Source organism: Bacillaceae bacterium S4-13-56 (assembly GCA_040191315.1).
Lineage (GTDB): Bacteria > Bacillota > Bacilli > Bacillales > JAWJLM01 > JAWJLM01.
This window is the reverse complement of sequence record JAWJLM010000008.1, coordinates 88,569-109,153: the sequence shown is the minus strand read 5'-3', so window position 1 is coordinate 109,153 and position 20,585 is coordinate 88,569. Positions and strand designations below refer to the sequence as shown.

General features: G+C 37.6%; 19 protein-coding genes. All 19 read left to right on the top strand.

The features are described from left to right. The first annotated feature begins 545 nt into the window (after positions 1 to 545). The 19 genes from fdhD to hypF all read left to right on the top strand — a co-directional run bounded on the left by fdhD (position 546) and on the right by hypF (position 20,584). Complete coding sequence (gene fdhD / locus RZN25_04380; protein ID MEQ6376059.1) at positions 546 to 1,307, top strand: formate dehydrogenase accessory sulfurtransferase FdhD; 762 nt, start codon at positions 546 to 548, stop codon at positions 1,305 to 1,307. Between the two features lie 75 nt (positions 1,308 to 1,382). Further along, positions 1,383 to 4,352, top strand: a complete 2,970-nt coding sequence (gene fdnG, locus RZN25_04375) for a formate dehydrogenase-N subunit alpha (GenBank protein MEQ6376058.1) — start codon at positions 1,383 to 1,385, stop codon at positions 4,350 to 4,352. Continuing rightward, positions 4,352 to 5,176: a 4Fe-4S dicluster domain-containing protein gene (locus RZN25_04370; protein ID MEQ6376057.1), complete on the top strand. Its 825-nt coding sequence runs from the start codon at positions 4,352 to 4,354 to the stop codon at positions 5,174 to 5,176. The genes fdnG and RZN25_04370 overlap by 1 nt, the downstream gene beginning before the upstream one ends. After that, positions 5,169 to 5,867 (top strand): cytochrome b/b6 domain-containing protein, encoded by a 699-nt coding sequence (locus RZN25_04365; GenBank protein ID MEQ6376056.1) that lies wholly within the window; start codon positions 5,169 to 5,171, stop codon positions 5,865 to 5,867. Before RZN25_04370 ends, RZN25_04365 begins: the two co-directional genes overlap by 8 nt. Before the next feature lie 140 nt (positions 5,868 to 6,007). Further along, positions 6,008 to 6,823 (top strand): formate dehydrogenase accessory protein FdhE, encoded by an 816-nt coding sequence (locus RZN25_04360; GenBank protein MEQ6376055.1) that lies wholly within the window; start codon positions 6,008 to 6,010, stop codon positions 6,821 to 6,823. 13 nt (positions 6,824 to 6,836) lie between these two features. Next, positions 6,837 to 7,424, top strand: a complete 588-nt coding sequence (locus tag RZN25_04355) for a molybdenum cofactor guanylyltransferase (GenBank protein MEQ6376054.1) — start codon at positions 6,837 to 6,839, stop codon at positions 7,422 to 7,424. An 8-nt stretch (positions 7,425 to 7,432) separates the two neighbouring features. Beyond that, entirely contained in the window at positions 7,433 to 8,659 is a 1,227-nt protein-coding gene (locus tag RZN25_04350; protein ID MEQ6376053.1) for a molybdopterin molybdotransferase MoeA, read from the top strand. A gap of 15 nt (positions 8,660 to 8,674) precedes the next feature. After that, entirely contained in the window at positions 8,675 to 10,597 is a 1,923-nt protein-coding gene (locus RZN25_04345) for a molybdopterin biosynthesis protein (protein ID MEQ6376052.1), read from the top strand. A 254-nt stretch (positions 10,598 to 10,851) separates the two neighbouring features. Then, positions 10,852 to 11,061 (top strand): twin-arginine translocase TatA/TatE family subunit, encoded by a 210-nt coding sequence (locus RZN25_04340; protein ID MEQ6376051.1) that lies wholly within the window; start codon positions 10,852 to 10,854, stop codon positions 11,059 to 11,061. Between the two features lie 30 nt (positions 11,062 to 11,091). Further along, the gene (locus tag RZN25_04335) at positions 11,092 to 11,304 is read left to right on the top strand and encodes a twin-arginine translocase TatA/TatE family subunit (protein MEQ6376050.1); all 213 of its coding nucleotides are present in this window, start codon (positions 11,092 to 11,094) and stop codon (positions 11,302 to 11,304) included. A 420-nt stretch (positions 11,305 to 11,724) separates the two neighbouring features. Further along, positions 11,725 to 12,495, top strand: coding sequence for a twin-arginine translocase subunit TatC (tatC, locus tag RZN25_04330; protein MEQ6376049.1), 771 nt, complete (start codon positions 11,725 to 11,727; stop codon positions 12,493 to 12,495). A 217-nt stretch (positions 12,496 to 12,712) separates the two neighbouring features. Further along, positions 12,713 to 13,795 carry a hydrogenase small subunit gene (locus tag RZN25_04325; GenBank protein ID MEQ6376048.1) on the top strand — a complete coding sequence of 361 codons (1,083 nt, stop codon included), beginning with the start codon at positions 12,713 to 12,715 and terminating at the stop codon, positions 13,793 to 13,795. Continuing rightward, positions 13,795 to 15,513: a nickel-dependent hydrogenase large subunit gene (locus RZN25_04320; GenBank protein MEQ6376047.1), complete on the top strand. Its 1,719-nt coding sequence runs from the start codon at positions 13,795 to 13,797 to the stop codon at positions 15,511 to 15,513. The genes RZN25_04325 and RZN25_04320 overlap by 1 nt, the downstream gene beginning before the upstream one ends. Positions 15,514 to 15,524: 11 nt before the next feature. After that, on the top strand, positions 15,525 to 16,307 hold the full coding sequence (cybH, locus tag RZN25_04315) for a Ni/Fe-hydrogenase, b-type cytochrome subunit (protein ID MEQ6376046.1): 783 nt from the start codon (positions 15,525 to 15,527) through the stop codon (positions 16,305 to 16,307). Then, complete coding sequence (locus tag RZN25_04310) at positions 16,307 to 16,786, top strand: HyaD/HybD family hydrogenase maturation endopeptidase (protein MEQ6376045.1); 480 nt, start codon at positions 16,307 to 16,309, stop codon at positions 16,784 to 16,786. Before cybH ends, RZN25_04310 begins: the two co-directional genes overlap by 1 nt. Before the next feature lie 3 nt (positions 16,787 to 16,789). Then, positions 16,790 to 17,227 carry a hypothetical protein gene (locus RZN25_04305; GenBank protein ID MEQ6376044.1) on the top strand — a complete coding sequence of 146 codons (438 nt, stop codon included), beginning with the start codon at positions 16,790 to 16,792 and terminating at the stop codon, positions 17,225 to 17,227. Between the two features lie 44 nt (positions 17,228 to 17,271). Beyond that, a complete protein-coding gene (locus RZN25_04300; GenBank protein ID MEQ6376043.1) occupies positions 17,272 to 17,631 on the top strand; it encodes a hydrogenase maturation nickel metallochaperone HypA in 360 nt (119 codons plus the stop codon). Beyond that, positions 17,628 to 18,305: a hydrogenase nickel incorporation protein HypB gene (gene hypB, locus RZN25_04295; protein ID MEQ6376042.1), complete on the top strand. Its 678-nt coding sequence runs from the start codon at positions 17,628 to 17,630 to the stop codon at positions 18,303 to 18,305. Before RZN25_04300 ends, hypB begins: the two co-directional genes overlap by 4 nt. Next, entirely contained in the window at positions 18,260 to 20,584 is a 2,325-nt protein-coding gene (hypF, locus tag RZN25_04290; protein MEQ6376041.1) for a carbamoyltransferase HypF, read from the top strand. Before hypB ends, hypF begins: the two co-directional genes overlap by 46 nt. Position 20,585: the final 1 nt, after the last annotated feature.

Sequence of the window (20,585 nt, the reverse complement as noted above, 5' to 3'; positions counted from 1 at the left end):
AAAAGGGGTGTTTTTTTCAAAAAGATAAAAATATAAAATTTGTCTAGCTCCAGCGAAAAAGCATCATCGAATAATCTTCGAAGTTTTTGCCACAAGTAATCGCACAAAGGAAAGCTACTTAGAGCTACTTCGCACGAAGAAAAAGCTTGCTTTTTCGAGGATGTGGGCCTCACCGCCTTACGTCGATGATCAAGGGCGCTTGCGCTTTTCTTAAGTCAGTCTGAACTTATTGTTTTATTAATATAACAATCAAAAAAAAGAAACGGGTTAAGATATTGTTACACTTTATGCAAACTTTTTTTATTTAATAATTTTTAACAGCAAATTAGAATGTGACTGATGTCACAGATTACAACATGAACAAAGTGTTATTATTGCTACAATAATTAGAGCATAATACAGAATCCAAAAATTACTATTACAGTTTAAATGGGGGCATATTTTATTATTTTCGACGAAATTGGGAACAGTTTGTGACAAATTGACTATCCCTATGCTGTTTTTAGTTGAAACCGATTACAATAGAACTGAAGGTGGTGGATGTGATGATTATTAAAGCAAGTCCTGAAGAATATCCCATTACACTTTATTTAAATAATCAGGAAATAGGAACCTTTCAAATGACAAGAGAGGACCTAGAAGATTGGGCAATTGGCTATTTGTTTTCAGAAGGAATGATTGATCGAATAGAGGACGTAGTTAAATTAAAGGTTTATAAAGAAGAAGGTCGAGTACTAGTCCAAAGACAACAACCGTTTTCTTCTGAAGATTTTCAAGAAATGAAAAAAATATTTACAGCTGGCTGTGGCAGAGGAACTACTTTTTTTTCCTTAACAGATGTAAAGCAATTTCCAAGAATAGTGAGCGACATGAAAGTCTCTCTCACGTACTTGTTAAAAAAACGTCATGAGTTTTCTGTTAATTCTCCAATGTACTTAGAAACTGGGGGTATGCATGGTGCGTGTATCATCTTAGAAAATGGTGAAATTGTAGTTCGCGAGGATATTGGTAGACATAATGCTGTAGATAAAATTATTGGATTTGCTATTAGAAATAAAATCAAACCCGAAGGAACTATTTTATTAACTACTGGTAGAATCTCTTATGAAATGCTGGCAAAGAGTGCTAGGTTTGGATTCGCTGTTATTGGTTCACGGACAGCAGCAACTAAACAAGCAGTTCAGATAGCAAAATATCTTAATCTATCTGTAGTTGGTTATATAAGAGGCAAAATGGTGATAGTCTATCATTCTAATGGGCGGATCATTGATGATTTAGCTAAAAAAGCTGTAGGTGATATTACCTAAAGGAGGCGATGCCTAGATTCAAACATCACGCTGTTCTTTTTAGGATAAGAGTATTGGTAGAAGGGGAGGAATAAGATGGTTGATTTAACTAGACGTAATTTTCTAAAGCTATCAGGAGCTACAGCAGTTACTTTAGCTGTAGTAGAGCTTGGCTTTAATGAAAGGGACGTTAAAGCAGAAGCTAGTAAACTTAAAACAGAAGAAACAACCGTAACACCTACTATTTGTCCGTATTGTGCAGTTGGCTGTGGTATCTTAGTTTATACCAAAGATAATGATGTGGTATATACAGAAGGGGATGCCGATCATCCAATTAACGAAGGAAAGCTTTGTAGTAAAGGCACTACGATTCGACAACTCTACACATCAGAAAAGCGCGTTCAGAAACCATTATATCGTGCGCCAGGTAGTGACAAATGGGAAGAAAAAGATTGGGAATGGATGTTATCTCGTATAGCAGATAAAGTTAAAGAAACGAGAGAACAAACCTTTATTAGAGAGGAAAATGGAATAACCGTTAACCGTGCTCATGGCCTTGCGTGTCTCGGAGGAGCTGCTCTAGATAATGAAGAAACTTATTTATTAGTTAAACTTATGAGAGGTCTTGGTTTAACGTTTATTGAACACCAAGCACGTATATGACACAGTTCTACGGTTGCCGGTCTGGCACCTTCATTTGGTCGTGGAGCTATGACAAATCACTGGAATGATCTTCAGCATACGGATTGTGCAATGATTATTGGAGCAAATCCAGCTGAAAATCATCCGATTAGCATACGATGGTTGTTAAAAGCGAAGGAAAATGGTGGAAAAGTCATTTCTGTTGATCCTCGTTATACTAGATCTTCTCAAATGGCAGATAAATATGCCCCAATGAGATCTGGAACAGATATAGCTTTCATTGGTGGATTAATAAATTATGCAATTCAAAACGATCTATTCCATAAAGAATACGTAGCATACTATACAAATGCTAGTTTCTTAGTAGTAGATGAATTTGATTTCGAAGATGGACTGTTTTCTGGTTATGATGAGTCTTTACGTTTATATGACCGTTCCACTTGGAAATTCCAAAAGGACGAAAATGGCGAGATTATTAAGGACTACTCACTAGAACATCCAAGAAGTGTATTCCAATTAATGAAAAAACACTATTCAAGATATGATGTTGAAACTGTGTCGCAGGTTACAGGTACTCCAGCTAGTGATTATGAAGAGATTGCTAAAATGTTCTGTTCAACGGGAAGTCCAAAGAAAACTGGAACAATCATGTATGCAATGGGTACTACGCAACATACAGTTGGTACTCAAAACGTACGTAGTTATGCAATGCTTCAATTACTGTTAGGGAACGTTGGTCGTCCTGGTGGTGGAGTTAATGCACTACGTGGGGAGTCAAATGTTCAGGGTTCAACAGACTTCGCATTGTTGTATCACATTTTACCTGGATACATTGGTGCACCATCCGCTACCGACAAACATAGCACTTTAGAAAAATATCTAGAAGCAGAAACACCAGCTAAAGGTTACTGGTCCAATAAACCTAAATTCTTAGTTAGCTTACTCAAAGCTTTCTATGGCCCAAATGCTACTAAGGACAACGAGTTTGGATACCAATATCTAGGGAAATACAGCAAAAATTCATCTCATATTGCATTATTTGAGTCAATGCTTGCAGATGAAATTAAAGGTCTATTCTTGTTTGGACAAAATCCAGTTGTAGGTGGACCAAATGCTGGAACAGAAAAAGAAGCTCTTGCAAAACTTGATTGGATGGTAGCAGTTGATTTATGGGAAACTGAGACAGCTTCATTTTGGCAGAAGGATGCCGGATCAAATCCAAAAGATATTAATACAGAAGTATTTTTGTTGCCAGCAGCTGCTTCCTATGAAAAAGAGGGAACAATCACTAACTCCGGACGATGGATGCAATATCGTTGGAAGGCGATTGAGCCTAAAGGTGAAGCATTAGGTGATCTAGAGATTATTCATATGCTTGCTCGACGCATTCAAGCACTATATAAAAATAGTTCTAATGTGATAGATGAACCAATTAAAGCTCTTTATTGGAATTATGGTGAAGGTGATCACGTTGATATTGATATAGTCCAACGAGAAATTAACGGTTATGACACCAATACTGGAAAATTATTAAAGAATTTTACTGTTCTTGCTGATGATGGTTCAACTTGTAGTGGTAACTGGATTTATAGTGGATTCTACCCTGAAGAAGGAAAGAACCTTTCTAAAGCACGTGACAACAAAGATACTGGAATGGGGAATTTCTTGAATTGGTCATTCTCTTGGCCAGTTAACCGTCGGATTCTATACAACCGTGCTTCCGCTGATCTTAATGGCAAAGCATGGGCAAGTGATAAAGCTGTTATTGAGTGGGATGGTTCTAAATGGGGAGGGTATGATGTTCCTGACTTCGGTGGAACAAAAGCACCATCAGATCCAGGAGGACATGATCCATTCATCATGTTAGAAGATGGAGTTGGAAGTATGTTCGGACCAGTAAACGAAGGTCCATTTCCAGAACATTACGAGCCATTTGAAAGTCCAATTCCAAATGCATTTTCCAGTGTTGATTTAAACCCTGCAGTTGTTATTTGGGATGGTAAACACAATAAAAAGGGAGACAAAGATAAATACCCTATTGTCGCTACAACCTATCGCATGACAGAACATTGGCAATCTGGAGCAATGACAAGAAATCAGGAATGGTTATCTGAACTTGTTCCACATATGTTCATCGAGATGAGTGAAGAGCTTGCAAAAGAAAAGGGTATTAACAATAAGGACGAAATCATCGTTAGTTCAGCACGTGGTGACATCAAAGCCTATGCTATGGTAACGAAACGATTTAAGCCTTATACAATCAGGGGACAAAAGGTTCATCAAGTTGGTATGCCTTGGCACTTTGGTTATAAAGGTATTGTCACAGGTAGTACTGCCAATCGTTTAACTCCTCATATAGGGGATGCAAACACAACGATTCCTGAATACAAAGCATTCCTCTGTGATGTAAGGAGGGCTGACTAATGGCTGATACAATTAAATTTGTTGATGTGACACTGTGTGATGGATGCCGTGCTTGTATGGTGGCTTGTAAAAACTGGAATGACCTACCTGCTGAAAGAGAAGAATTCTCAGGAAGTTACCAGTCTCACGAGCATTTAACGGCGAACACTTGGAATGTTCTTACTTTTAAAGAACAAGAAAATTCTAATGGCACTTTAGATTGGCTTTTTAGGCACTCCTCTTGTATGCATTGTACAGATGCTGCGTGTGAAAAGGTTTGCCCGGAAAATGCAATCTCTTATACGGACCATGGATCTGTTGTAGTAGACTATGACGCTTGTATTGGCTGTGGATATTGCGTACAAAATTGCCCGTTTGGCGTTATTCAATTAAATGAATATAAGGAAGAAAATGGAACAACCCAAAGACGCGCACAAAAGTGTACACTTTGCACAGACCGTTTAGATAATGGATTACTGCCAGCATGTGCAACTGCATGTCATACAGGAGCTATTCAGTATGGTAGTAAAGAAGAAATTCTTGCTATGGCTAAACAGCGCCTTGCTAAGGTCAAAGACCGTTATCCAAACGCAAATATCTATAACCCACAAGGAGTAAATGGTACTCACACTGTGTATCTTTTAGCTGATAAGCCATCTGTGTATGATTTGCCAGAAGATCCACGTGTACCACTTTCTGCTAAGGTTTGGAAGGACTATGCACAACCAACTGGAAAAGCATTATTTGGTGTTACTACAATGGCAGTTGTAGGTGCATTCATTGGAAACACCTTCTTCAATAAAGATAAGGGTGAAGAAGTGGAAGGAGATGAGAGGAATGAGTAAGAAGCAATATAGTGGAAAAACGGTCAAACGTTTTAGTAAACCTGTTATTTTTGCTCATTGGCTCAATGCAGCTGCCTTTATAGTACTCTATCTTTCAGCGTTGCCATTGTATACTGAATGGTTTGATTGGATGTTCTTAATCTTTGGAGGAGCAGAAGGAGCAAGATTAGTCCATCGTGTAGCGGCTGTATTTTTTGTCCTACCAACAGTGTTCATCTTGTTAGCCGATCCAAAAAGCTTTTTCCATTGGATCAAGCAATGCTTTACCTGGAGTAAAAATGATTTTGGTTTTATGACTCGCTTTATTAAGGAATTCTTTACTGGCAATGTGAAAAACATGCCAAAACAAGATTTCTACAATGGAGGAGAAAAATTCAATTCATTGCTTCAAATTCTTTGTGCCATCTTGCTTATTGGATCAGGAATCGTCATTTGGTTCCCACAATATTTCGGCTCGGGATTAATTCAAACTATGTATCCTATTCATAGTTTCAGTGCTGCTCTTGCCGTCGCTGTAGTGGTTGGCCATGTGTATTTGAGTATTGGGCATCCGAATTCCAAAATTTCAATCCGTGGAATGACTAAAGGCGATGTACCGATTGAATATGCAAAGGAACACCATGAAAATTGGTACGATGAATTGATGGAAGAGGAAAAGAAAAAGAAAAAGCAATCCGAAAAAGGTGCTTAAATAATAGGTGTGGGAGACTACCCGTAGGTAGTTTCCCTTCCTTTTTACCCATTGTTATATTTAATACTTTTGAAATAGAGATAAGCATTATCAACTGTTTATCTGTGTTTCAAAATTATAAGGAATTAGGGGGAAAAATTATGAAAAATGAAATAGTAAGTGAAGAATATATAGAGCTTCAGAAAAAGTTGCTAGATGTTCAAAAAAGAATTGAGGAACAAATTGATCAGGAGCATTTAACAGTTCTTGTAGAAGATCCATTTAAAATACCACATTTACCTTTATACACTCAAGTTGCCTTTAATGTGGATCGGAATATATATCTAGAAGCATTTAAAGGAATATTAGGGGTAATGGTCAAAAGTCAACCTTCCTTGCAAAATGATGCTTCTATATTCGGAAAAATCATGGATGCCAATCTTGCTAACCAATGGATAGAGGAAGCGTTGTCTATGAATGAATATTATTTCGTATCTTGGGCTGAGGAAAACAAGGTTGAAAGCTGGTTACCTTATTTTATGGCAGAACAAGCATTAAGACCGTTTATGAGGGTTCTTGCCAAATTATATGAAGCCCAGATTAAGGATGTAGCAAAAACCGCAAAACATTGTCCATGTTGTGGAGAACCAGTACGCCTTGCACAACTTGAGCAAAAAGGCAAAAAGTTTTTAGTTTGTCCAAGATGTTATGCAAAATGGCAGGAAAAAAAATTATCCTGCTCCCATTGTGGGAATGACGATCATCAAAAATTGAAATATTTATCAGTCGAGAGACAGAAGGAAGCTCAAATTCAAGTTTGTAACGAGTGCAATGGTTACATTAAAGTGATAGACACCAGTGCCTATATTCAAAAACCAGAGCCCGCTTTACTAGATATTCTAACCATCCATCTTGATTATATTGCTCAAGAAAAAGGGTATGGGGATATCAAACAAGATACTCAAAAACAAAATTAAAGGATTGAAGATTATGAAATTTTGTGGAGTCATTCTAGCCGGTGGACAATCTAGGAGGATGGGAACAAACAAGGCTCTTTTACCTTTAAATGGGAAGCAAGCCATTGGACACATTTTGGATGAAGTTTCCACAGTTGTTGAATCTAGTGTTATAATTAGTAATGAAATAGAAAGTTACTCTTTTTTGCAAATTCCAGTATATCAAGATATCCATCCAGGGAAAGGTCCTTTGGCAGGACTAGAAAGCGTGATGGAGAATGTTGAAAGTGAATGGTATGTAATTATAGCATGTGATATGCCTCTAATCTCCCGTAAGATTATTGGTGAACTCATAGATGAAGCAGTCTCGTGTGATGCGGTGGTCCCGAAGGTGGAAGGAAGAAAGCATCCCTTGATGGGAGTTTATCATCGATCGGTGCTCTCTGTTGTTAAAGAATGTATCAAAAACAACGAACTTCGAATGGAATCTTTGCTTCAAAAAATCAGTGTGAAATATAAAACTAGTTTTCAAGTGGAAGATTCCGTGGTTCAAAAACATTTCTTTAATATGAACCATCCTGAAGAATATGAGAATGCAAAAAGAATGATTACAAAAAATTAGGTGATAGGATGAAATTTTTTAATGTAGTATCTGTTGAGGAAGCTAAACAATTAATTAAGGAAAAGGTTCCAACTCTAAATAAAGTTGAAACTATCCCCATTGAGGAAGCGGTAGGCAAGATTTTAGCTGAAGACATATTCTCTCATGAACAAGTTCCTGCTTTTAAAAGGTCATCAGTTGATGGTTATGCTGTAAAAGCGAAGGATACGTTTGGCGCGTCAGAATCGATGCCAGCTTTTTTAACAAATGTGGGAAAAGTCGAAATGGGCGTGGAAGCAAGCAAACCAATCCAATTTGGAGAAGCTATGTATGTTCCTACTGGTGGAATGCTTCCCGAGGGAAGCGACAGTATGGTAATGATCGAGCATTGTGAGGAAATAGACGATCTTTTAAATATTTATCGTCAGGTTGCACCAAGGGAAAATGTAATTTTTGCTGGCGAAGATATTGATCAAAATCAACTTGTGTTGTCCAAAGGAACAGAGTTAGGTCCTCAACATTTAGCGGCTCTTGGTGGATTAGGAATCTATGAAATTAGTGTCTATCAACCTGTCAAAATTGGTTATTTTTCAACAGGAAATGAAATTGTTCCTTATACTACGAAAGAACTTCCATTAGGAAAAGTTCGTGATATGAATGCTCTTATAGTGGGTCAATGGGTAAAAAAATGGAATGCAGAATTTGTTTATGGCGGAATAATTTCTGACTCATTTGAAGAGTTGCAAAATAAAGCAAAAGAGATGTTACAAGAGGTTGATTTCTTATTATTATCTGGTGGAAGCTCCGTTGGAACGAAGGACTACACTGTAGAAGTAATGGAATCGTTAGGAGAGCCGGGCCTTCAGTTTCATGGAATTTCCATTAAGCCTGGAAAACCAACCATATTTTCTTTGGCACAGGAAAAACCGATCTTGGGACTTCCAGGACATCCAGCTTCTGCTTTTATCATTTTCTTTTTATTTGGAAAAGAAGTCATCTATCGATTAAGAGGAGAAGAAGTGGTCTATGCCAAAAAATCAAATGCCATTCTTACTAAAAACCTTTCTTCAACCCCTGGTCGAACTGATTATATTCGAGTAAAATTATTTGAAAAAAATCAGCAACTTTATGCGGAACCGATCTTAGGCAAATCCGGGTTGATTTCTACTCTATTAGAAAGTAATGGAATATTAGAGATTTCCAGCGAAAGAGAAGGATATGAAAAAGGAAATCTTGTTCCTGTCTATTTATTTTAAAAAGAGGTGAAATGGGTGGGAGAGAAAAACTTCAAACGTACCATTTATTTGGAAGACAAGCCAAGAAACCAGGCTCTGTCTGAATGGATGGAACATAATCATATGTTGGAGAGAACCGAGTTTATCCCTGTTGAACAAGCATTGCACAGAGTAACTGCAAAGCCGATATTCGCATCCCAGTCTGTTCCTCATTATCATGCATCGGCAATGGATGGGATTGCGGTTATTGCGGAGACAACTTATGAAGCTCATGAAAAAAATCCAATTCAATTAACTGAAGGTAAAGATTTTGTTTATGTAGATACAGGTCACAAAATTCCTTCTCCTTTTGATTCAGTTATTATGATTGAACATGTCAACGAAGTTAATGAAGGAGTGCTAGAAATTATTGAGCCAGCTACCCCTTGGCAGCATATTCGACCAATTGGGGAAGACATCATGAGTGGCTCAGTTATTCTTCCCATGCATCACCAAATACGTCCTGTGGATATTGGAGCCTTGTATGCAGCTGGTAAGGAAGAAATAGAGGTTTTGAAAATACCAATAGTGAGCATTATTCCTACAGGAAGTGAATTGGTGGAACGAAATCCATCCTTGCAACCAGGAAAAATTACTGAATTTAATAGTAAGGTTTTTGCTGGGTATGTGAAGGAGTGGGGAGGAATCCCTAAAAATAGTCCGATAACCAAAGATGATCCTGAATCCATTAAAAAAGCCTTATTAGAAGCAACGATGCATTCTGATATTGTTATTATAAACGCAGGGTCATCAGCTGGATCTAAGGACTACACTGTTCATGTCATAGCAGAATTAGGAGTAGTCTATACCCATGGTGTAGCTACTCGGCCAGGTAAACCGGTAATTTTGGGGAAAATCAATGAGACGTTTGTCATTGGGTTGCCTGGGTATCCTATTAGTGCTTATCTGGCTATGGAATGGTTTGTAAAACCTTTGCTTTATGATTACTTTCATTTACCACTCCCTAAGAGAGATACCTTAAAAGTGAAAATGGGAAGAAGAATTGTATCCACTATGGGTGCAGAAGACTTTGTAAGGGTTTCTATTTCCCTGGTAAATGGTGAGTATATAGCAAATCCTTTAACTAGAGCAGCAGGTGTAACGATGTCATTAGTGCAAGCGGACGGGCTTCTTGTTGTACCTTCCACAAGTTTAGGAATAGAGCAGGGAGAAGAAGTTGAAATTGAACTTCTTCAATCCATTGAAAAGATTAACTCTTCTATTTCTATTATAGGAAGTCATGACCCATCTTTAGACTTACTATCAGCAGTATTAAAAATGGAATCACCTCCTTATCAACTTCAGTCCTCACATGTTGGAAGCATGGCAGGAATTATCGCGTTAAAAAAAGGGGAAGCAGAAGTCGTCACTGCTCATTTATTAGATGAAAAAACAGGTGCTTATAATATTCCTTTTATTGAAAGGTTTTTAAAGGGTCAAGAATTAGTCTATATTCCTTTTTTACGTCGTATGCAAGGGTGGTATGTGACAAAGGAAAGGAAAGAAGAATTTCGAGGGCTAGAGGATCTTTTAGATGGTAGGTTTGCTTTTATTAATCGTCAAAAAGGAGCAGGTACTCGATTGCTTTTTGATTCCCTTTTAAAGGACCAAAATGTAAGTCCTGATTCTATAAATGGCTATGATAGAGAAATGTTCTCCCATTTAAGTGTTGCAGCAGAAGTTAAGGAGAGTGCAAATACAGTTGGTTTGGGAGTTTATTCAGCCAGCAAAATTATGGACATAGAATTTCTTCCCGTTGCAGAAGAAAATTATGATATTATAATGACGAAATCTATATTTGATTCAGAAAGAGGAAAAATGCTATTATCAGCCATAAGGTCTCCTCAATTTAAAAAGCAGTTGGATGAACTTGGGGGATACCGGTTAAGCTTAGAGGAACCGTTTTATTTATCCACATGAACGGGCAGTGATACCCAACCTCAAATTTTAAGTGAAAAGAGAAGAGTAGGTGTGGGATAAACTGCCAATAAATGTCCGATTGGTTCAAGGGCCAATAGATCATACCCTTGGGAGCTAACCATCAGTGGGGAAGTTTTTACTTTGTTTTTCTAAATTATGACGAATATATGTAGATTTTCGTAAAAGCTCCAAAAAGATTTTAAAACAGTTATAATAGGAGTTAAGCTAGAAAGATTTAAAGGTGGTGAATAAAAATGTTATCTAACATTGGAATTCCTGGGTTAATCTTAATTTTGGTAATTGCTTTAATAGTCTTTGGTCCAAAGAAGCTTCCTGAAATAGGTAGAGCAACTGGTCAAACTTTAAAAGAATTTAAAAATTCTGCTAGAGAACTAACTAGTGATGTTACTGATGAAGTGAAAGATGTTAAAGAAATAGTTAATAGTGATCAGCCGAAAAGCTAATCATATCGACGGTTAATGGGGTGATGAATCATGTTGTCAAATATTGGTGCACCTGGCATGATTTTAATCTTTGTTGTTGCTTTAATAGTTTTTGGTCCTTCGAGACTTCCAGAGGTTGGGAAAGCTGTTGGGAGCTCACTGAGAGAATTTAAGAGAGCAACCACAGGAATCGTAGCTGAGGATTTTGAAAAAGATCAAAAGAAAGTAACGGAAGAGGATACTCAAAATCCTCAAAAAGTTTAAAAGTGAAAAATGAGGAAGATGTAAGGAAATCGTCCTTACATCTTCTTTACTTGCAATATCAGAATGTATCCCGCATGAAGGGGCAGTAATACCCCCACCACAAGTCTTAAGTGAAACGAAAAGAGTAGATGGGGGATAAGTTCCCATGAAAATAAAACATTAAATTTTTCATCCTTGTTGGTGAAGCTTACTACATGGTTGGCTACCCGTAAATGTCTGATTGGTTCAAGGGCCTTTAGGTCATACCCTTGTTTGCTAACAATCAATGAGGAACGGCCACTGATTGAAGTTTCACTTTATAACTTTAGTCGGTCGATTGTATAAGTAAAACTAAGTATTTCGCCATTAGTACTTGACGATAGACCAAGTTTTTCTAATAATAAATTTATGTCACATGTTCTATCATTGGAGGGAAGTACGTTGTCTAAGGAGCAGGATAGTACATATCAAGATAAAGAAATGAATTTATTAGACCATTTGGACGAATTACGAAATCGTTTGATATGGACAGCGGTTGTCTTCCTGATTTTTTTAGTACTTGGATTTGTTTTCGTTACCGATATTTATAATTTTTTTATACGAAATTTAGAATTTCAATTAACCGTTATTGGACCTGGAGAGATTATATGGACCTATTTCATGCTCGCTAGTGTCGTTGCTCTTGCAGGAACCTTGCCATTTTTACTCCTACAAGTTTGGCTGTATGTCCGGCCTGCATTAACAAAGAAGGAACGTAAAGCTACATTAAATTATATTCCTGCTGTTTTTCTCCTGTTTTTAGGTGGGCTATCCTTCGGATTTTTTGTAGTTCATGATTTAATTCTAAATTTCCTAATGTCCTTAGGTGATGAAATGTTTCAAACCATGTTTACTGCAGAAAAATACTTTCGCTTTTTACTAGGAGTAACTTTACCTATAGCAATTCTTTTCGAAATACCAATTGTTATGATGTTTTTGACAAGCCTAGGCATAGTAGATCCATTTAAACTAAGAAAGTTTCGTAAGTATGCTTATCTGATATTAGTAATTGTTGGTGCTATGATATCACCTCCGGATTTTTTTCTTCAAATCGTAATAGCTATACCTTTGTTTATTCTTTATGAAGTGAGTATTCTGCTTTCCAGTAGGGTATATAAACGAAAGAAAGCGAAAGAAAAAGAGTGGGAAGAAGAAATGAATAAACCTAGCTAAACTGTTCCTTATAGGGAACAGTTTTTTTGTTTTTTCTATAGAAAGTACTGTACAAACCTTGTTAATAAAAGAAGTCCATAATCTTGACTATTTAGTGACCAAATTTTGACATGTTGAAAAATGTGATTAATGTCACATTAATCGGGTGATTATGTTCTCTATAATGATGGTGAAGTTATCTGTTTTGGTTTGATTTTCTATGGAAGAAGGGGTGTTCATGAAGAAAAATGAGACTGTATGGCAAACAGCGCTAGACAGAGGGGTTTCAAGAAGGGACTTCATGAAAATGTGTACGGTTATTGCTGCAACCATCGGCCTAGACTTTACACAGAGTAACAAGGTTCAAGCTGCAATGGAAACAAAAGAACGTGTGCCGGTAATTTGGTTACAGTTCCAAGATTGTACGGGGTGTTCTGAGTCTTTTATACGATCCTCACACCCAAAAACAGAAAGTGTTTTGTTGGATATGATTTCATTAGAGTATAGTGAAGTTTTATCTGCTGCAGCTGGCCATCAAGCGGAAAAAGCAAAAGAAAGTGTCTATGAGAAGTATAAGGGTAAATATGTTTTAGCAGTTGAAGGAAGCGTTGCAAACCCTGAGTATTTAAGTGTCGCCGGTCAAGGTGTCATAAAAGAATTTGAGAAAGCTGCAGAAAACGCTTTTGCTATTATTGCGTATGGAAGTTGTTCCTCATGGGGAGGAATTGCAGCTGCTAAGCCAAATCCAACAAATGCAAAACCAGTGACATCCTTAGATACGAAAGGGACTCCAGTCATTCGAGTTCCAGGTTGTCCTCCAATTGCGGAGGTAATGACAGGAGTTATTGCTCATATCTTAACCTTTGGCACTGTTCCTGAATTAGATTCCCTTGGTAGACCAAAAGCCTTTTTCAGACACAGAATTCATGACAAATGTAATCGTCGCGCCTATTTTGATGCAGGACTATTTGTAGAGAACTTTGATGATGAGGGTGCCAAACAAGGATATTGTTTATATAAAGTGGGATGTAAGGGACCTACCACCTATAGTTCATGTGCAGAAATGAGATGGAATGAAGGAACAAGTTATCCAATCCAATCAGGAAATCCATGTATTGGATGTACTGAAAAAGATTTTTGGGATAATGGCCCTTTCTATACTAGAGTATCTAAAATTCCTGGAACACAGACGACCATTAACCCTGACCAAATTGGATTATATGCGGCTGGGGCAACAGTAGTGGGCATAGGAGCACATGCAGCAATCACTGCAGTAAAAAAAGACAAAGATGTGCCAAATGAAGGACGGGGTGAAAAGTAATGGCAGAGCGTATTGTCGTAGATCCAGTTACTAGGATTGAAGGTCATCTGCGTATTGAAGCAGATATTCAAAATAATGTTATCAAGGATGCATTTAGCTCCGGAACAGCGATTCGGGGAATTGAGAAAATTGTAGAGGGCCGTGATCCAAGAGATGTTTGGGCCTATGTTCAAAGAATTTGTGGAGTATGTACAACGGTCCATGCTTTAGCATCTGTTAGATCAGTAGAAGATGCATTGGATATTAAAATTCCTAAAAATGGTCATCTCATTCGTGAGATTATGAATGAAGCTCTGTATGTTCATGACCATGTTGTTCATTTTTATCATTTGCACGCCCTTGACTGGGTAGACGTAGTAAATGCACTTGATGCAGATCCAGCAGAAACTAGTAAAATTGCTCAATCTATCTCAGATTGGCCGAAATCTTCTCCTGGATACTTTAAAGAGGTTCAAAATAAAGTAAAAACATTGGTGGAAAGCGGACAATTAGGTATCTTTGCTCAAGGATATTGGGGACATGAAGCTTATAAGCTTCCACCGGAAGTGAACTTGTTAGCTGTAGCTCATTATCTGGAAGCGCTAGATTGGCAGAGAAACATAGTGAAAATCCATACTATTTTGGGTGGAAAGAATCCTCATCCACATTATGTAGTTGGTGGAATGGCAACTCCAATTGACATTAATAGTGACAATGGCATTCATGCTGAAAGACTTATGCATGTATCTCAATTAATTGATGAAGCAATGGAATTTGTAAATAAAGTATATATTCCAGACCTACTAGCTATTGGATCTTATTATAAAGATTGGACCTATGGCGGAGGGTTAAATAATTACCTTTGTTTTGGAGATTTCTCCTCTAACGGGGATCTTTATGATGTCTCATCCTATCGTATGCCAAGAGGAGTCATCCTAAATGGGGATTTGACGAAGGTTTATGATGTCGATCTGAAAGATCCAGAACAAGTGAAAGAATTTATTGATCATTCCTGGTATATGTATGATGGTCAAGGTACAGGTGGTAAGCATCCGTGGAATGGGCAAACCAATCTAGAATATACAGGTCCAAAAGCCCCATATAAGCAATTAGATGTTGACGAAAAGTACTCTTGGTTAAAATCTCCAAGATGGAAGGAAGCTCCAATGGAAACAGGTCCATTGGCACGTATTCTTGTTGGATATGCCAAAGGCCAAAAAGAAATCGTGAAAATTGTAGACGATACTCTAAAGACTCTTGGTATTCCATTAGAAGCTTTACAATCGGCTTTAGGACGCACGGTTGCTAGAGGACTTGAAACTAAGCTAATCGTACAGTGGTTGCGAAATGATATGGACCAACTTCTTTCCAACATTAAAAATGGTGATTCCACAACATTTGATCGCTCAAAATGGGATCCAGAGTCATGGCCTAAGTCAGCACAAGGTGTAGGCTGGATGGAGGCTCCAAGGGGAGCGCTCGGGCATTGGATTCAAATAGAAGATGGAAAAACAGCTAATTATCAGGCGGTCGTTCCAACGACGTGGAATGCTTCTCCTAAGGACCACAAAGGGCAACAGGGTGCTTATGAGATGGCATTAAAGGGGACTCCTGTAGCAGACCCAGAACAGCCATTAGAAATCTTGAGGATTATTCATTCCTTTGACCCTTGCTTAGCTTGTGCTGTTCATTTGACAGATTTGGAAAATGATAAAACTACAGAAATTAAATTAGGTTAGGGGGGGTTTAAATGTCACTAGAGACCAAACCGGCACCTAGTATCACTCCTACCCCAACTGTCAAACAGAAGAAAATTAAAAAACCAAGGAAGCCGGTCTTAAAACTTGAAGTCAATGAAAAGGTGGAAAAGGTGTATGTTTGGGAACTTCCAGTCCGCGTTTTCCATTGGATTAACGCAGCAGCCATACTCCTGTTGTTGGTCACTGGATTTTATATTGGGCGACCAGGATTTAGCGCAGGTATTCCAGAAGAAGCATACTATTCTTCCTTAATGTGGTGGATGCGATACGTTCACTTCTTTACAGCTTTTGTATTTACCTTAAATCTAGTAATTCGTTTATATTGGGTCTTAAAAGGAAATCGATTTGCAAAGTCAAAGGCATATAAGAAAGAGTTTTGGATGGGGACGTATGAGACTCTAAAATATTACTTGTTTATGAAAAATAAGAAAAAACATTATGTTGGTCATAATCCACTTGCAGAATTAAGTTACTGGATTTTCATAGGTCTTGGATCAATTATTATTATTTTCACAGGTTTTTACATGTACATTGAGCCACAACCAGAATCCATTTTAGGAAATTTATTTTCCTGGGTACCATTTATTTTTGGAGGAGACAGCTTCACTGTTCGTTCTTTGCATCATATAGTAGCGTGGGGATTCGTGGTCTTTACGATCCTCCATGTCTATATGGGATTCCGTGAGGATTGGTTGGCTAAAAATGGTACAATGTCTTCCATTTTCACAGGATATAAGATTGAAAAAAAGCATCATGATGAGGATGAACAATAATGAATGTTTTAGAAAAAGTAAAACCAATCACTATCCTAGGAATCGGCAACACCCTCTATTCAGATGAGGGTGTTGGCGTTCACCTTTTACCATTACTAGAAAAAGAACTAAACTCTAGTGAACGAATTCATTTTGTTTACGGAGATACCGACTCACTGAGACTTCTAGAAGACATTGAATCAACAGACTATTTAATCATTCTTGATGCAATAAATGGCGGAAAGAAACCTGGAACGATATATTTTATGGAAGGAGATGAAATTCCAAAGTATATTGGAGTGAAAATGTCCATTCATCAGATTGGATTCCAAGAGGTTCTATCAGTCGCAAAAATAAGAGAAAGATTACCACAAAACATGGTCATGATAGGAATTCAACCCGCTTCTTTGGAATTGGGAGTTGATGTATCTGATACTATCAAAAAGAAAATGCCACAGTTGGTTCATGTCGTTTCTGAACAAGTGGAAAAGTGGTGGTAATAGATGAATCGTCTGCATTTTTTTCGGGAAATAAAAAAGGGAGTAATGGATACGGTGAAGGAAATGACATACCCAACTATCGTAGATGAGGTAGACCGGATCGAAGGGGTTATCGAACATGCTACTGGAGTAGAATGGATAGAGCTTGGAAACTATGATTCTTCTATTCCAAACAAAAGATGGGAAATTTATAAGAATGGTCATACGTTTATTGTTTTTTATAAGGATCAAACCTTGTGGGCTATTAATCCTACTTGTTCAAAATGTGGAACTATTTTAAATTGGATTTCTTTTGAAAATGTATGGAAGTGTTTTTCATGTGATTCCAAGTTTGAATTTGATAACAAGGAGCAATTGCAATCCATGAGGCTTCCAACTAAAAAAGTGGATGGTGTTTGGTATGTAAGTGACCATAAAAATAGGAAAGCTTGGTTTATTTAACCAGGCTTTATTCTTACACCGTTAATCACATAAGGATGGTAATTATGCATGAAATAGCATTAATGAGTGATATCTTTACAATCATTGAAAAGGATTGGAACAAACGAAACTTAGAACCTGTTAACAAAGTTAGTTTAATAGTCGGCGAGCTTAGTAATGCCATGCCAGATGCCCTAAGTATGGCGTTTGATATTCATAAAACTTATAATTATCCTTTTTTAGCAAATGAAGCTCAATTGGTGATTCACATTGAAAAAGCATTAGCTAAATGTACGATCTGTGGAGAATCATACGAACCAGATCAACGGATTTCAAATTGTCCTAATTGCAAACTGCCAAGTGGAAAGATTATTCAGGGCGAGACTTTTAAAATTCAATCATATGAAAGTAGGGATCAAGAGTGACAACTTCAAAAACTATTCAATTAAATGAAGATGTGTTAGCGGATAATAATCAAGCCGCAGAATATGTACGGGGTGTTCTTAAAGATAAGCATATTTTTTGCTTAAATTTGATGAGTTCTCCTGGAGCAGGAAAGACCACCATACTAGAACAAACCATAAAAGAATTGCCTTCAATCTATAGGGTTGGTGTAATCGAAGGGGATTTAGCAACTGAAATGGACGCTGAGCGCATACGAACTTCCGGCGCATATGCCGTTCAAATTAATACGAATGGTGGATGTCATCTCGATGCTAGAATGATAGCGAAAATTTTACATGAGCTACCATTGGAAGACATTGATATTCTATTTATTGAGAATGTAGGTAATCTTGTATGTCCATCTGGTTATGACCTGGGACAACAGCATAAAATTGCGATTCTAAGTGTACCAGAGGGGAATGATAAAATCCCTAAATATCCAGTTATGTTTAGAAGAACAGAGCTTGTCCTATTAAATAAAATCGACTTACTTCCATATCTAAATTTTGATGTAGGGGTAGCGTTAGAAGATTTAATGGGAATAAATCCAGAATCTAGCATGATTCAGCTTTCTGCAAAGACAAATGAAGGAATGGATGAGTGGATCTCATGGATAAACAAATCTTACAATCAGTGGAAAGAAGCTATGAAATAACAATTAGAGGGCGCGTACAAGGAGTAGGATTCCGTCCATTCATCTATCAATTAGGAAAAAGTTTAGATTTAAAAGGGACTGTACAAAACAATATGGATGGAGTTCATGTTCGAATGAATTCTACCTCTGAGATATTATCTCGTTTTATAGATAAAGTTCAAAAGGAAGCTCCGCGTTTGTCAAGAGTAGATTTCTGTGAATGGAAGGAAATTACGAGTTTTATAGCTGATGATTTTACTATTATTCCAAGTGAGCGAAGTGGGAAATCGCAACTTGTCATTCCGGTTGACGCAGCCATCTGTGATGATTGTTTAGAGGAAATGAGAAATAAGAGTGATTTTCGCTACCAGTATCCCTTTATTAATTGTACACAATGTGGACCAAGATACACGATCATTAGGGAACTTCCATACGATCGTCCATATACTTCTATGGAAAACTTTGAAATGTGTGAAACTTGTTATGGCGAGTACGAAAATGCTGAAAATCGAAGACACCATGCTCAACCCATTGCCTGTCCAACGTGTGGTCCTCACTTAAATTATATCGATATTCAACAAGATTATATGATGGAAGGCGATAAAGTAATTTTAAAGGTTACTGATGATATAGTACAAGGGAAGATTGTAGCAATTAAGGGGATTGGTGGCTATCACTTTGCATGTGATGCAACAAATGAAAAGACGATTGATCATTTAAGGAAAAGAAAACATCGACCTGCGAAACCTTTTGCGATTATGGCTCGTTCTTTAGAGGTGGTTCTACGAGATTTTGAATTATCTTCCGAAGCTATGAAGTGGATGAAAAGTCCGGAGGCTCCTATTTTACTATTGAAAAAGAAGGAACAATCGATTTTCCCAGAAAATCTTGCACCAAATTTACAAACCGTTGGAGTGATGCTTCCATACGCTCCGCTACATTATTTGTTATTTGATCATCTTCCAATGGATTACATCGTTATGACCAGCGCCAATCCTTCGGGACTGCCATTACTTTATCAAGATGATGAGGCGCTTCAATATGTAAAAGAAATTGCTGATACTATTTGTGGTCATAATCGCCCCATTCTCCACCCTGTAGACGATTCCGTTATGGAGATGAATGGGGAAAATCCATTACTCATTCGACGAGCTAGGGGATTTGTTCCAGATCCAATTTCTTCACGAATTCCAGTCAATGGAATTATTGCCTTGGGGTCACAGCAAAAAAATACCTTTGCCTTAGGTCGACAAGATCAAATCTTTGTTGGCCCCCACATTGGCGACTTAGGAGATGAGAGAGTAGAGAGTCATTTTCATAAAGAATTAGATCATTTAATGAAATGGATGGACATCCATCCTTCACATATAGTTATAGATAAACATCCATCCTTTTCTACAAGGGGCATGACGAAACTATGGGAGGCCCCAGTTATTGAGGTTCAGCACCATCATGCTCATTTTGCAGCATGTATGGAGGAAAATCATTTAGAAAAACCAGCTTTCGGCCTCATTTTAGACGGAACTGGATATGGGGAAGATGGTCAAATTTGGGGTTTCGAATGCTTTTACGGAACTCAAACTGAAGTCAGAAGAATGGGTCATTTAGATTATTTCCCTCTTCCAGGTGGTGAAAAGAGTGTAAAGGAACCGTGGAGAACAACAGCCGGTCTATTCCTTCATTATTTAGGGGCGGAGTCGATGGAAGAGCTCAATAAAACGTTCCCTACAAGAGTTAGCTCTTTTCCGTTGATTAATAAGATGATACAATCCTCCATTCATTCCCCGCTAGCGGGTACCTGTGGTCGATTATTTGACGCGATCAGTGCGTGGCTAGGGATAGGGGAAGTTTCGACCTATGATGGGGAAGCAGCTATTAAACTATCGGAGGTCGTTCGACCATTTAGTCAGAAAGGAAAATTACAAGAACCTTATTCTGTTGATTATAAAAATGTAAATGGATTACTAAAAATTCAGGTTAGAAAAATGCTTTCTGAAATGATGGACGATAGAAATAAAGGAAAATCAATTCTTGATATTGCGTTAAGGTTTCATGAAACGATTATTTCACAGTGTGTTCAAATGATTATGCATGCTTCGAAACAAGATCCAACCTGTAAGGATATCGTATTATCGGGCGGTTCTTTTCATAATGAATATTTGAGAACAAGAGTCCGAGAAGAGTTAAAGGAAAAAGGTTTTGAAGTTTATGAGCATAAACAACTACCTCCAAATGATGGGGGATTGTCATATGGCCAAATGGTGGTGGCTAGCTACCAATTGATAGAAGGGAGAGTGTAAA

What these genes read in the sequence shown, in the direction of transcription:
- RZN25_04355 (MEQ6376054.1), top strand. Translation starts at nt 6,837, where the DNA reads ATGAAATTTTGTGGAGTCATTCTAGCCGGTGGACAATCTAGGAGGATG.
- hypF (MEQ6376041.1), top strand. Translation starts at nt 18,260, where the DNA reads ATGGATAAACAAATCTTACAATCAGTGGAAAGAAGCTATGAAATAACA.
- RZN25_04310 (MEQ6376045.1), top strand. Translation starts at nt 16,307, where the DNA reads ATGAATGTTTTAGAAAAAGTAAAACCAATCACTATCCTAGGAATCGGC.
- RZN25_04370 (MEQ6376057.1), top strand. Translation starts at nt 4,352, where the DNA reads ATGGCTGATACAATTAAATTTGTTGATGTGACACTGTGTGATGGATGC.
- RZN25_04325 (MEQ6376048.1), top strand. Translation starts at nt 12,713, where the DNA reads ATGAAGAAAAATGAGACTGTATGGCAAACAGCGCTAGACAGAGGGGTT.
- RZN25_04360 (MEQ6376055.1), top strand. Translation starts at nt 6,008, where the DNA reads ATGAAAAATGAAATAGTAAGTGAAGAATATATAGAGCTTCAGAAAAAG.
- RZN25_04335 (MEQ6376050.1), top strand. Translation starts at nt 11,092, where the DNA reads ATGTTGTCAAATATTGGTGCACCTGGCATGATTTTAATCTTTGTTGTT.
- RZN25_04350 (MEQ6376053.1), top strand. Translation starts at nt 7,433, where the DNA reads ATGAAATTTTTTAATGTAGTATCTGTTGAGGAAGCTAAACAATTAATT.
- RZN25_04340 (MEQ6376051.1), top strand. Translation starts at nt 10,852, where the DNA reads ATGTTATCTAACATTGGAATTCCTGGGTTAATCTTAATTTTGGTAATT.
- cybH (MEQ6376046.1), top strand. Translation starts at nt 15,525, where the DNA reads ATGTCACTAGAGACCAAACCGGCACCTAGTATCACTCCTACCCCAACT.
- RZN25_04300 (MEQ6376043.1), top strand. Translation starts at nt 17,272, where the DNA reads ATGCATGAAATAGCATTAATGAGTGATATCTTTACAATCATTGAAAAG.
- RZN25_04320 (MEQ6376047.1), top strand. Translation starts at nt 13,795, where the DNA reads ATGGCAGAGCGTATTGTCGTAGATCCAGTTACTAGGATTGAAGGTCAT.
- RZN25_04305 (MEQ6376044.1), top strand. Translation starts at nt 16,790, where the DNA reads ATGAATCGTCTGCATTTTTTTCGGGAAATAAAAAAGGGAGTAATGGAT.
- fdhD (MEQ6376059.1), top strand. Translation starts at nt 546, where the DNA reads ATGATTATTAAAGCAAGTCCTGAAGAATATCCCATTACACTTTATTTA.
- RZN25_04365 (MEQ6376056.1), top strand. Translation starts at nt 5,169, where the DNA reads ATGAGTAAGAAGCAATATAGTGGAAAAACGGTCAAACGTTTTAGTAAA.